This window comes from Pelagibacterium sp. (assembly GCF_965249125.1).
In the GTDB taxonomy this organism is placed as follows: domain Bacteria; phylum Pseudomonadota; class Alphaproteobacteria; order Rhizobiales; family Devosiaceae; genus Pelagibacterium.
The window spans coordinates 1,364,566-1,376,714 of sequence record NZ_OZ252217.1; the positions used below are offsets into that span (position 1 = coordinate 1,364,566).

At 59.8% G+C, this 12,149-nt stretch carries 11 protein-coding genes; all 11 read left to right on the plus strand.

All coding sequences use genetic code 11. The features are described 5' to 3' along the window. Positions 1–75 precede the first annotated feature (75 nt). On the plus strand, positions 76–4,278 hold the full coding sequence (gene rpoC, locus ACP148_RS06760) for a DNA-directed RNA polymerase subunit beta' (protein WP_421950191.1): 4,203 nt from the start codon (positions 76–78) through the stop codon (positions 4,276–4,278). Positions 4,279–4,724: 446 nt separating this feature from the next. Further along, a complete protein-coding gene (gene rpsL, locus ACP148_RS06765; RefSeq protein WP_041528652.1) occupies positions 4,725–5,096 on the plus strand; it encodes a 30S ribosomal protein S12 in 372 nt (123 codons plus the stop codon). Positions 5,097–5,111: 15 nt separating this feature from the next. Then, the gene (gene rpsG / locus ACP148_RS06770; protein WP_421950192.1) at positions 5,112–5,582 is read left to right on the plus strand and encodes a 30S ribosomal protein S7; all 471 of its coding nucleotides are present in this window, start codon (positions 5,112–5,114) and stop codon (positions 5,580–5,582) included. A 12-nt stretch (positions 5,583–5,594) separates the two neighbouring features. Further along, the gene (gene fusA / locus ACP148_RS06775; protein WP_421950193.1) at positions 5,595–7,685 is read left to right on the plus strand and encodes an elongation factor G; all 2,091 of its coding nucleotides are present in this window, start codon (positions 5,595–5,597) and stop codon (positions 7,683–7,685) included. A 54-nt stretch (positions 7,686–7,739) separates the two neighbouring features. Beyond that, positions 7,740–8,930, plus strand: a complete 1,191-nt coding sequence (gene tuf / locus ACP148_RS06780; protein WP_014130838.1) for an elongation factor Tu — start codon at positions 7,740–7,742, stop codon at positions 8,928–8,930. Positions 8,931–8,996: 66 nt separating this feature from the next. Further along, on the plus strand, positions 8,997–9,305 hold the full coding sequence (gene rpsJ / locus ACP148_RS06785) for a 30S ribosomal protein S10 (RefSeq protein ID WP_014130837.1): 309 nt from the start codon (positions 8,997–8,999) through the stop codon (positions 9,303–9,305). Positions 9,306–9,396: 91 nt separating this feature from the next. Further along, the gene (gene rplC, locus ACP148_RS06790; RefSeq protein WP_014130836.1) at positions 9,397–10,092 is read left to right on the plus strand and encodes a 50S ribosomal protein L3; all 696 of its coding nucleotides are present in this window, start codon (positions 9,397–9,399) and stop codon (positions 10,090–10,092) included. Beyond that, on the plus strand, positions 10,092–10,712 hold the full coding sequence (gene rplD, locus ACP148_RS06795) for a 50S ribosomal protein L4 (protein WP_014130835.1): 621 nt from the start codon (positions 10,092–10,094) through the stop codon (positions 10,710–10,712). The genes rplC and rplD overlap by 1 nt, the downstream gene beginning before the upstream one ends. Further along, positions 10,709–11,002, plus strand: coding sequence for a 50S ribosomal protein L23 (locus tag ACP148_RS06800; RefSeq protein ID WP_264227493.1), 294 nt, complete (start codon positions 10,709–10,711; stop codon positions 11,000–11,002). Before rplD ends, ACP148_RS06800 begins: the two co-directional genes overlap by 4 nt. A 23-nt stretch (positions 11,003–11,025) precedes the next feature. After that, positions 11,026–11,865, plus strand: a complete 840-nt coding sequence (rplB, locus tag ACP148_RS06805) for a 50S ribosomal protein L2 (protein ID WP_421950194.1) — start codon at positions 11,026–11,028, stop codon at positions 11,863–11,865. 3 nt (positions 11,866–11,868) lie between these two features. After that, positions 11,869–12,147, plus strand: coding sequence for a 30S ribosomal protein S19 (gene rpsS / locus ACP148_RS06810; RefSeq protein ID WP_014130832.1), 279 nt, complete (start codon positions 11,869–11,871; stop codon positions 12,145–12,147). Positions 12,148–12,149: the final 2 nt, after the last annotated feature.

The following is a 12,149-nucleotide window of genomic DNA, read 5'->3' on the forward strand; positions in this document are numbered from 1 at the left end:
GAACCGATGCTTTTGGCCCAGTAGGGCGGTGCGCAACCGATTTGCAGCACCGTCCGGGTCCCAAGGAGAGACACGATGAATCATCATCAGCACGTCATGGATCCGTTCAACTCGCAGGCGGCTGCGCCGACTTTCGATCAGATTAAGATCAATATCGCGAGCCCGGAAAAGATCCTGTCGTGGTCGTACGGCGAAATCAAAAAGCCCGAGACCATCAACTACCGTACGTTCAAGCCCGAGCGTGACGGCCTGTTCTGCGCGCGAATCTTTGGCCCGACCAAGGATTACGAATGCCTGTGCGGCAAGTATAAGCGCATGAAGTTCAAGGGCGTCATCTGCGAAAAGTGCGGTGTGGAAGTCACCCTGTCGCGCGTTCGCCGCGAGCGCATGGGCCATATCGAACTGGCAGCTCCTGTTGCCCATATCTGGTTCCTCAAGTCCCTGCCGAGCCGCATTTCGCAGCTGCTCGACATGACTTTGAAAGATGTCGAACGCATTCTCTATTTCGAGAACTACGTCGTCATTGAACCGGGTCTGACCCCGTTCACCCAGCACCAGCTGGTCACGGAAGAGGAGTATCTCGACGCCCAGGACAATTACGGTCCTGACGCCTTCACCGCCATGATCGGCGCCGAAGCGGTGCGTGAGATGCTGGCCGCTCTCGACCTCGAAAAGCTCGCCGCCGATCTGCGCGTCGAGATCGCCGAGGCGACCACCGAACTCAAGCCGAAGAAGCTGGCCAAGCGTCTCAAGATCGTCGAGCAGTTCATCGTCTCGGGCAACAAGCCCGAATGGATGATCATGACGGTTATTCCGGTCATTCCGCCCGAACTGCGCCCGCTGGTTCCGCTCGATGGCGGCCGGTTCGCGACGTCGGACCTGAACGACCTCTATCGCCGCGTCATCAACCGCAACAACCGTTTGAAGCGCCTGATCGAGTTGCGTGCGCCCGATATCATCATCCGCAATGAAAAGCGCATGCTGCAGGAAGCTGTCGACGCGTTGTTCGACAACGGAAGGCGTGGCCGCACCATCACCGGTGCGAACAAGCGTCCGCTGAAGTCGCTTTCGGATATGCTCAAGGGCAAGCAGGGCCGGTTCCGCCAGAACCTGCTGGGCAAGCGCGTCGACTATTCGGGCCGTTCGGTCATCACCGTGGGTCCCGAACTCAAGCTGCACCAGTGCGGCCTGCCCAAGAAGATGGCGCTCGAACTCTTCAAGCCCTTCATCTATTCGCGTCTCGACGCGAAGGGTCTGAGCTCGACCGTGAAGCAGGCAAAAAAGCTTGTCGAGAAGGAAAAGCCCGAAGTCTGGGATATCCTTGACGAAGTGATCCGTGAGCACCCGGTTCTTCTCAACCGCGCGCCGACGCTTCACCGTCTGGGCATCCAGGCATTCGAGCCGATCCTGATCGAAGGCAAGGCGATCCAACTGCACCCGCTGGTCTGCGCCGCGTTCAACGCCGACTTCGACGGCGATCAGATGGCCGTACACGTGCCGCTGTCGCTCGAAGCCCAGCTTGAAGCACGCGTTCTTATGATGTCGACCAACAACATCCTGCATCCTGCCAACGGTCAGCCGATCATCGTGCCGAGCCAGGACATCGTCCTTGGCCTGTACTACGTGTCGATCATGGCCGAGGGAGAGCCCGGCGAAGGCATGGCGTTCTCGTCGATGTCCGAGCTCGAGCACGCGCTGGAGAACAAGTCGGTCACGCTGCACACCAAGATCAAGGGCCGGATCAAGGCCGTCGATGCCGAAGGCAACATGACGACCTCGATCATCGAGACGACACCGGGCCGTATGATGCTGGGGCAGATCCTGCCCAAGACCGTGCCGTTCGATGTGGTCAATCAGCTCATGACCAAGAAGAACATCTCCAAGGTGATCGACACGGTTTACCGTGCCTGTGGCCAGAAGGAGACCGTGATCTTCTGTGACCGCGTCATGGATCTGGGCTTCAAGCAGGCCTGCCGCGCCGGCATTTCGTTCGGCAAGGACGACATGGTCATCCCCGATACCAAGGCCAAGATTGTGGGCGATACCCGCAAGCAGGTCGAGGAATTCGAGCAGCAGTACAATGACGGCCTGATCACCCATGGTGAGAAGTACAATAAGGTCGTCGATGCCTGGGCGAAGTGCGGTGACAAGGTCGCCGAAGAGATGATGAAGCGCATCTCGGCACACGAGAAGGACGCCAGCGGCCGCTCCAAGCAGATCAACTCGGTCTACATGATGAGCCACTCTGGCGCCCGTGGTTCGGTCGCACAGATGAAGCAGCTCGCTGGCATGCGCGGCCTTATGGCCAAGCCGTCCGGTGAAATCATCGAAACGCCGGTGATCTCGAACTTCAAGGAAGGCCTGACCGTTCTCGAGTACTTCAACTCGACCCACGGTGCTCGTAAGGGCCTAGCCGACACCGCGCTCAAGACTGCGAACTCGGGTTACCTGACCCGCCGTCTGGTGGACGTCGCCCAGGATGCGATCATCACCGAGGACGATTGCGGAACGGAACGCGGCCTGACCATGGAACCGATCATCGATTCCGGTCAGGTGGTTGCTTCGCTCGGCCAGCGTATCCTTGGTCGTGTGGCTGCCGACGATATTTACGTTCCCGGTACCGACGACGTTCTCGTTGCCAAGGGCACGTTGATGGACGAAGCCGATGTCGACAAGATCGAAGCGGCCAAGGTGCAGTCGGTGCGCATCCGCTCGCCACTGACATGCGACGTCCGTCAGGGTACCTGCGCGACCTGCTATGGCCGCGATCTTGCCCGCGGCACGCCCGTCAACATGGGTGAGGCTGTCGGTGTCATCGCCGCACAGTCGATCGGTGAGCCGGGCACCCAGCTGACCATGCGTACGTTCCACATTGGTGGAACGGCGCAGGTGGTGGACAACTCGTACCTCGAAGCCGGCGCCGAAGGTAAGATCACCTTCCGCAACAAGAACATTGCGACCAACTCCGATGGCCACATCGTGGTCATGGGCCGCAACGTTTCGATCGTGATCGTCGATGCCGACGGCAAGGAACGCGCCGTCCACAAGCTCGGCTATGGCTCACGCCTGCGCGTCAATGAAGGCGATCAGGTCAAGCGCAGCCAGCGTCTGGCCGAATGGGATCCCTATACCCGTCCCGTTCTGACGGAAGTAGAAGGCGAGGTGATCTTCGAGGATCTGGTCGATGGGGCTTCGGTCTCGGAGCAGACCGACGAAACCACGGGCTTTACCAAGCGTCTGGTCATCGACTGGCGTACCAACCAGCGTGGCGACGGCCTCAAGCCCGCCATCGCTGTTGGTGCTAAGGGGCAGGCCTTCAAGACCGAGCGTGGTTCGGATGCGCGGTATCTGATGAGCGTGGATGCGGTCATTGCCGTCGAGCCTGGGACACGGGTGTCCCAGGGCGACGTCCTGGCGCGTATTCCGCTGGAAAGCGCCAAGACCAAGGACATCACCGGTGGTCTGCCGCGCGTGGCCGAACTGTTCGAGGCTCGCCGTCCGAAGGATCACGCGATCATCGCCGAAGTCGATGGCACGATCCGCTTCGGGCGCGACTACAAGAACAAGCGTCGCATCATCATCGAGCCGACCGACGAGACTCTCGAGCCGGTCGAGTACCTGATCCCGAAGGGCAAGCCGTTCCATCTGCAGGAAGGCGATCCGATCGAGAAGGGCGAGTACATTCTGGACGGCAACCCGGCCCCCCACGACATCCTTGCGATCAAGGGCGTCGAGGAGCTGGCACGCTATCTCGTCAACGAGATCCAGGAGGTCTATCGCCTGCAGGGCGTGCTGATCAACGACAAGCACATCGAGGTGATCGTTCGCCAGATGCTGCAGAAGGTCGAGATCACCGAGCCCGGCGAATCCGGCCTGCTCAAGGAAGAGCAGCTCGATCGCATCGATCTGGACGAGCTCAACGAGCAGCTCATTGCCGATGGCAAGAAGCCAGCAGTGGCCGTTCCGGTCCTGCTCGGCATCACCAAGGCCTCGTTGCAGACCCGTTCGTTCATCTCGGCCGCGTCCTTCCAGGAGACGACGCGCGTTCTTACCGAGGCTGCCGTTTCGGGCAAGGGTGACCTGCTTGAGGGTCTCAAGGAGAACGTCATCGTGGGCCGCCTCATTCCAGCGGGCACGGGTGCGCGTATTTCCAACGTGCGCCAGATCGCGACCAAGCGCGACGATCTCATTCTGGACGAACGGCGCCGCCAGGCCGAAACGGTTGCGATTCCCGCACCCGAGGCCATGCCGGCAGCACCGGATTCGCCCGCCGAGTAATCGGTTGAACATCGCAAAGTTTAGGGAAGGGGCCTTTTGGCCCCTTTTCTTTGAATCGAGACCATCAAAGCTCTTGAAAATCGGGTTTCACGGCGCCACATCCGGCCCTGCGCTGGGTGCAGGGCTGGGGTTCGCAAGCCAATCGGGCTTTTTTCCCGGCAAAGCCTTGACGATTCTGAATCAACCCAGTAATACCCGCCCTACCTAAGCGGTCGGTCGTGATCCGGCACCGAATGTGAAGCGTCCAATGCGACACATTCAAGCCGATCAAACACACTGTCGGGTAGTTAGACGCAACAAGTCTTGGGCGCATGATTGCTTCCGCAGGGAGGTGATCCTCTGCATTCATGGCGCCACCGGTTCTTTATCGAGACCGGGAGGGCGCTGCTCGCTTGTTATGTCGAACAGGTTTTTGTTTGTACGGATGAAAAGAGGGTTCGAGCGATATGCCGACCATTAATCAGCTGATCCGCAAGCCCCGGCAGGCCAAGCCGAAGCGGAACAAGGTTCCGGCGATGGAGGCCAACCCGCAGAAGCGCGGTGTTTGCACGCGTGTCTACACGACGACCCCAAAGAAGCCGAACTCGGCTCTGCGTCGTGTGGCCAAGGTGCGCCTGGTCAATCAGCGTGAAGTCATTACCTATATTCCCGGCGAGGGGCACAACCTCCAGGAGCACTCCGTCGTGCTGATCCGCGGCGGCCGTGTGCGCGACCTTCCGGGCGTGCGCTATCACGTGCTGCGCGGTGTTCTGGATACCCAGTCGGTGAAGGATCGCAAGCAGCGCCGGTCGAAGTACGGCGCGAAGCGGCCGAAATAAGGAGATCTGTGAGCAATGTCCCGTCGGCACAGTGCAGAAAAGCGCGAGATTAACCCAGATCCCAAATTCGGTGATCTGGTTGTCTCCAAATTCATGAATTCGCTCATGAAGGACGGCAAGAAATCTGCCGCCGAGAGCATCGTCTATGGCGCGTTCGAGGTTATCGAAGAGCGGACCAAGCAGGACCCGATTCAGGTCTTCCATGGTGCTCTGGAGAACATCCGTCCGGCCGTTGAAGTCCGTTCGCGTCGCGTTGGTGGTGCTACCTATCAGGTGCCCGTCGAAGTGCGTACCGAGCGTCAGCAGGCTCTGGCCATCCGCTGGCTGATCGATGCCGCCCGCAAGCGTGGCGAGCAGACCATGATCGGCCGCCTTTCGGGCGAGCTTATGGATGCCGTCAACGGACGGGGTCAGGCCGTCAAGAAGCGTGAAGACACGCATCGCATGGCCGACGCCAACCGTGCATTCTCGCACTACCGCTGGTAAGGAGAGACGAGCATGGCCCGCGAATATAAGATAGAAGACTACCGCAATTTCGGCATCATGGCTCACATCGATGCCGGCAAGACCACCACGACCGAACGTATCCTGTTCTACACCGGCAAAAGCCACAAGATCGGTGAAGTTCATGACGGCGCTGCCACCATGGATTGGATGGAGCAGGAGCAGGAACGCGGCATCACCATCACTTCGGCTGCCACGACCACCTTCTGGCAGGGTCGTGACGGCAAGAAGCGTCGCTTCAACATCATCGATACTCCGGGCCACGTTGACTTCACCATTGAAGTCGAGCGTTCGCTGCGCGTGCTCGACGGTGCCGTGGCGCTGCTCGATGCCAATGCCGGTGTGGAGCCGCAGACCGAAACAGTCTGGCGCCAGGCCGACAAGTATCACGTGCCGCGTCTGATCTTCGTCAACAAGATGGACAAGATCGGTGCCGATTTCTACCGCTCGGTGGAAATGGTCGGAACTCGCCTGGGTGCCAAGGCCGTCGTTCTGCAGCTGCCGATCGGCGCTGAAAACGAATTCGCCGGCGTTGTCGATCTCATCGAGATGAATGCTCTGGTCTGGAACGGCGAACAGCTCGGCGCAAGCTGGGACGTGACCGACATTCCGGCCGACCTCAAGGATCGCGCTGAAGAATACCGCGAGAAGCTCATCGAAGCTGCCGTCGAAATGGACGAAGCTGCGATGGAAGCCTATCTCGAAGGCGAAATGCCCGACAACGATACGATCCGCAAGCTGCTCCGCAAGGGCATCTGCAACGTTGAGTTCTTCGGCGTTTGCTGCGGTTCTGCGTTCAAGAACAAGGGTGTTCAGCCGCTTCTTGATGCAGTGGTTGATTATCTGCCGTCCCCGATCGACATTCCGGCGATCAAGGGTATCGATGCTAAATCCGAAGAACCGATCGAGCGTCATGCCGACGATTCCGAGCCGCTTTCGATGCTGGCTTTCAAGATCGCCAACGACCCGCATATGGGCTCGCTGACGTTCTGCCGTATCTATTCGGGTCACCTCGAGGCCGGTGCGCAACTGGAAAACACAGTGAAGGGCAAGCGCGAACGCGTTGGCCGCATGTTCCAGATGCACTCCAACAGCCGTGAGCAGATCACCGAAGCCTTTGCTGGCGACATCGTTGCCATCGTTGGACTCAAGGATACCACGACCGGTGACACGCTCTGCGTGCCGTCCGCTCAGGTTATCCTTGAGCGGATGATCTTCCCCGATCCGGTTATCGATATCGCCGTCGAGCCCAAGTCAAAGGCCGACCAGGAAAAGATGGGTCTCGCCCTGCAGCGTCTGGCTGCTGAAGATCCATCGTTCCGCGTCAAGTCGGATGAAGAATCGGGCCAGACGATCATTTCGGGTATGGGCGAGCTTCACCTCGACATTCTCGTTGATCGCATGAAGCGCGAGTTCAAGGTCGAGGCCAATATCGGCCAGCCGCAGGTTGCGTATCGCGAGACCATTACCCGTGCCGCTGAAGTGGATTATACCCACAAGAAGCAGTCGGGTGGTTCGGGCCAGTTCGCTCGCGTCAAGCTGACGATCGAGCCCAACGAAACCGGTGCCGGTTTTGCGTTTGAGAGCAAGATCGTCGGTGGTTCGGTGCCCAAGGAATACATCCCGGGCGTTCAGAAGGGGCTGGAGTCCGTAATGGGCGCCGGTATCCTTGCCGGGTTCCCGATCGTGGACGTCAAGGCAACGCTGACCGATGGTGCCTACCACGACGTCGACTCCTCGGTGCTTGCGTTCGAGATCGCCGGTCGCGCAGCGTTCCGCGAGGGCCTTCAGAAGGCCGGTGCGAAGCTGCTTGAACCCATCATGAAGGTCGAAGTGACCACGCCTGAAGACTATATGGGCGACGTCATCGGCGACCTGAACTCGCGCCGTGGTCAGATCCAGGGCACGGAAAGCCGCGGTGTCGTGCAGGTGGTCAACGCCTTCGTGCCGCTGGCCAACATGTTCGGTTATGTGAACTCGCTGCGCTCGATGAGCCAGGGACGCGCACAGTACACCATGGTCTTTGATCACTACGAGCAGGTGCCCCAGGCGGTCGCCGACGAAGTTCAGGCGAAATACGCCTAGTTGGATAACAATTTAATCGGCGGCCAGTTGGCCTGCTGAAGATGGAGATATGTGATGGGCAAGGAAAAATTTGCGCGTAACAAGCCGCACTGCAACATCGGCACGATTGGTCACGTTGACCATGGCAAGACGTCGTTGACAGCAGCGATCACGAAGGTTCTGGCGGAGACTGGGGGTGCGACGTTTTCTGCGTACGACCAGATCGACAAGGCGCCTGAAGAAAAGGCGCGCGGGATCACCATTTCGACGGCGCACGTCGAATACGAGACCGAAAAGCGTCACTACGCGCATGTCGACTGCCCTGGCCACGCCGACTATGTGAAGAACATGATCACCGGTGCGGCGCAGATGGACGGCGCGATTCTCGTGGTTTCGGCTGCCGACGGCCCGATGCCGCAGACCCGCGAGCACATCCTGCTCGCCCGCCAGGTCGGCGTGCCGGCGCTTGTCGTGTTCCTGAACAAGGTCGACCAGGTCGACGACGAAGAGCTTCTCGAGCTCGTCGAACTCGAAGTGCGTGAGCTTCTCTCGTCCTACGAATTCCCCGGTGACGACATTCCGATCACCAAGGGTTCGGCGCTGATGGCGCTTGAAGACAAGCGTCCGGAAATCGGCCATGACGCTGTTCTCGAGCTGATGAAGACCGTTGACGACTACATCCCGCAGCCCGAGCGTCCGAAGGACCAGCCGTTCCTGATGCCGGTCGAGGACGTGTTCTCGATCTCTGGCCGTGGCACTGTTGTGACCGGTCGCGTCGAGCGCGGCATCGTCAAGGTTGGCGAGGAAGTCGAGATCGTTGGCATCAAGCCGACTTTGAAGACGACCGTGACCGGCGTTGAAATGTTCCGCAAGCTGCTCGATTCGGGTGAAGCCGGCGACAACATCGGCGCTCTGATCCGTGGTATCGACCGTACGCAGGTCGAGCGCGGTCAGGTTCTGTGCAAGCCCGGTTCGGTGACCCCGCACACCAAGTTCGTTGCCGAAGCCTACATCCTGACCAAGGAAGAGGGTGGCCGTCATACGCCGTTCTTCACCAACTACCGCCCGCAGTTCTACTTCCGGACGACGGACGTGACCGGTGTTGTGACGCTGAACGAAGGCACCGAGATGGTTATGCCTGGCGACAATGTGGAAATGAACGTGGAACTGATCGTTCCGATCGCGATGGAAGAAAAGCTGCGCTTTGCCATCCGTGAAGGCGGCCGCACCGTCGGCGCCGGCGTCGTCTCCAAAATCGTCGCTTAACGAGACAATTGAGAGCACGGTGCGCGATTGGCGCGCACCGTGGTCCTTTTTTCGGGATAGAACACAATGAACGGTCAGAATATTCGCATCCGGCTCAAGGCGTTCGACCATCGCGTGCTCGACAATTCGACCCGCGAGATCGTCAACACGGCCAAGCGCACAGGCGCGCAGGTTCGCGGACCCATTCCGCTGCCGACGCGAATTGACAAATACACCGTCAACCGGTCGCCCCACGTCGACAAGAAGAGCCGCGAGCAGTTCGAAATCCGGACTCACAAGCGTCTTCTGGACATCGTGGATCCGACACCGCAGACGGTGGATGCACTAATGAAGCTCGATCTCGCCGCCGGTGTCGACGTCGAAATCAAGCTCTAAGTTAAGCGTTTAGACGCGGTTTTCGCTTTAGTGGGTCCTCTTGGGAAACAATGACCCGGAAAGCCGCAAGATAAAGAGAAGGTAACAACCGATGCGTTCTGGATTGATCGCACAGAAGCTGGGAATGACCCGCATCTTCACCGATGACGGCGCTCATGTACCCGTTACCGTTCTGGCGCTGCAGGGCTGCCAGGTGGTGGGCCAGCGGACGCAGGACAAGGACGGCTATGTCGCGCTGCAACTCGGCGCTGGCTCGGTCAAGGTCAAGAATGTGAGCAAGGCCGAGCGCGGGCATTACGCCGCTGCCAAGGTCGAGCCCAAGCGTAAGGTCGTCGAGTTCCGCGTGAGCGAAGACAACCTCATCGAGGTGGGTGCTGAACTTCAGGCCGACCACTTCATCGAGGGTCAGCTCGTGGACGTCACGGGCACTTCGATCGGCAAGGGCTTTGCCGGTGCAATGAAGCGTCACAATTTTGGTGGTCTGCGTGCCTCGCACGGTGTGTCGGTTTCGCACCGTTCGCACGGCTCGACCGGTCAGAACCAGGACCCCGGCAAAGTGTTCAAGGGCAAGAAGATGGCTGGGCACATGGGTGCCGAGCGCGTCACGACCCAGAACGTCAAGGTCGTCAAGACCGATGTCGAGCGTGGGCTGATCATGGTTCAGGGTTCGGTTCCGGGCTCCAAGGGTGGCTGGATCCAGATCCGCGACGCCGTCAAGAAGCCGCGTCCGGAAGGTGTTGCGTTGCCTGGCTCGTTCAAGGCCGCAGCCAATGGGGAGAGTGCATAATGGAACTTCAGGTCACAACCCTCGAGGGTAAGTCGGCCGGCAAGGTCACTCTCGATGACGCCGTTTTCGGTCTCGAGCCCCGCGCCGATCTGATCCAGCGCATGGTGCGCTATCAGCTCCTCAAGCGCATGTCGGGTACCCACGACGTCAAAAATCGTGCCGAAGTTGCCCAGACCGGCAAGAAGTTCGGTCGCCAGAAGGGCGGCGGCGGTGCTCGTCACGGTTCGCGTCGTTCCAACATCTTCCGTGGTGGTGGACGCGCATTCGGTCCGACGCCGCGCAGCCACGCGATCGAGCTGCCCAAGAAGGTTCGCGCGCTTGCTCTCAAGCACGCTCTTTCTGCCAAGGCAAAGGCCGGTGATCTCGTCATCATCGACCAGGCCACGGCCGAAGCGCCCAAGACTGCCGCACTTCGTGCGATCTTCGGCAAACTCGGTTTTTCCAATGCGCTGATTATCGGCGGCACCGAACTGGACACCAATTTCGCGCTTGCCGCGCGGAATATTCCCCAGATCGACGTGCTTCCGGCGCAGGGCATCAACGTTTACGACATTCTGCGTCGTGAGAAGCTGGTCCTGACCAAGGACGCTCTTGCTGCGCTGGAGGGCCGGTTCCAATGAGCGCGCTCAAGCACTACGACATCATCCGCAATCCGGTCGTGACTGAAAAGTCCACCATGGCTTCGGAAAACGGTCAGGTCGTGTTCGATGTTGCCATCGACGCAACCAAGCCGGAAATCAAGGCCGCTGTCGAGGCGCTCTTTGAAGTCAAGGTCAAGGCTGTCAACACGATCGTCCGCAAGGGCAAGGTCAAGCGGTTCCGCAACATGCTTGGCACCCGCAAGGACGTCAAGAAGGCCGTCGTTACCCTCGTTGACGGTCAGACCATCGATATTTCGACCGGTCTGTAAGAAGGCGAGAAGGAAGAGTTCAAATGGCTTTGAAACAATATAATCCCACCTCGCCGGGCCGCCGCCAACTTGTCGGCATCAACCGGTCCGAGCTCTGGAAGGGTGGCCCGGTCAAGAAGCTGACCGAAGGCCTTACCAAGTCGGGTGGTCGCAACAATAACGGCCGTGTCACTTCGTTTGCGCGGGGCGGCGGACACAAGCGCAGCTATCGCATCGTCGATTTCAAGCGCACCAAGTTCGACGTCCAGGGCACCGTCGAGCGGCTGGAGTACGATCCCAACCGGACGGCATTCATCGCTCTGGTGACCTATGACGACGGTGAGCAGGCTTACATCCTGGCGCCGCAGCGTCTCGCTGCCGGTGACAAGGTGATCTCGTCGATGAACGCCGTCGACGTGAAGCCGGGCAACACCATGCCGCTCGAGCGCATGCCGGTCGGCACGATCGTTCACAATATCGAGCTCAAGCCAAAGAAGGGCGGCCAGATGGCTCGCTCGGCTGGCGCTTACGCTCAGTATGTCGGTCGCGATGCCGGCTGGGCGATCCTTCGCATGGGGTCGGGTGAACAGCGTCTGGTCCACGGCTCCTGCCTTGCGACAGTCGGTTCGGTTTCCAACCCGGATCACTCCAACACCTCGATCGGCAAGGCCGGCCGCAATCGTTGGCTGGGCCGCCGTCCGAACGTTCGCGGTGTCGCGATGAACCCGGTCGATCACCCCCATGGTGGTGGTGAAGGCCGCACTTCGGGTGGCCGTCATCCGGTTACTCCGTGGGGCAAGCCGACCAAGGGCAAGCGCACCCGCACCAACAAGGCGACGGACAAATTCATCGTCCGCTCGCGGCACCTCAAGAAGGGCAGGTAAGCCATGGCACGTTCCGTCTGGAAAGGCCCGTTTGTCGACGGGTATCTGCTGAAGAAGGCAGACAAGGTCCGGGAATCGGGCCGCAACGAAGTCATCAAGATCTGGAGCCGTCGCTCCACGATCCTGCCGCAGTTCGTTGGCCTCACCTTCGGCGTCTATAACGGTCAGAAGCACATCCCGGTGAATGTCTCCGAGGATATGATCGGCCACAAGTTCGGTGAGTTTTCGCCCACGCGCACCTATTACGGGCACGCGGCCGACAAGAAGGCGAAGAGGAAGTAACG

Coding starts and splice junctions, on each gene's coding strand:
- rpoC (WP_421950191.1), top strand. CDS start 76: ATGAATCATCATCAGCACGTCATGGATCCGTTCAACTCGCAGGCGGCT.
- rpsL (WP_041528652.1), top strand. CDS start 4,725: ATGCCGACCATTAATCAGCTGATCCGCAAGCCCCGGCAGGCCAAGCCG.
- rpsG (WP_421950192.1), top strand. CDS start 5,112: ATGTCCCGTCGGCACAGTGCAGAAAAGCGCGAGATTAACCCAGATCCC.
- fusA (WP_421950193.1), top strand. CDS start 5,595: ATGGCCCGCGAATATAAGATAGAAGACTACCGCAATTTCGGCATCATG.
- tuf (WP_014130838.1), top strand. CDS start 7,740: ATGGGCAAGGAAAAATTTGCGCGTAACAAGCCGCACTGCAACATCGGC.
- rpsJ (WP_014130837.1), top strand. CDS start 8,997: ATGAACGGTCAGAATATTCGCATCCGGCTCAAGGCGTTCGACCATCGC.
- rplC (WP_014130836.1), top strand. CDS start 9,397: ATGCGTTCTGGATTGATCGCACAGAAGCTGGGAATGACCCGCATCTTC.
- rplD (WP_014130835.1), top strand. CDS start 10,092: ATGGAACTTCAGGTCACAACCCTCGAGGGTAAGTCGGCCGGCAAGGTC.
- ACP148_RS06800 (WP_264227493.1), top strand. CDS start 10,709: ATGAGCGCGCTCAAGCACTACGACATCATCCGCAATCCGGTCGTGACT.
- rplB (WP_421950194.1), top strand. CDS start 11,026: ATGGCTTTGAAACAATATAATCCCACCTCGCCGGGCCGCCGCCAACTT.
- rpsS (WP_014130832.1), top strand. CDS start 11,869: ATGGCACGTTCCGTCTGGAAAGGCCCGTTTGTCGACGGGTATCTGCTG.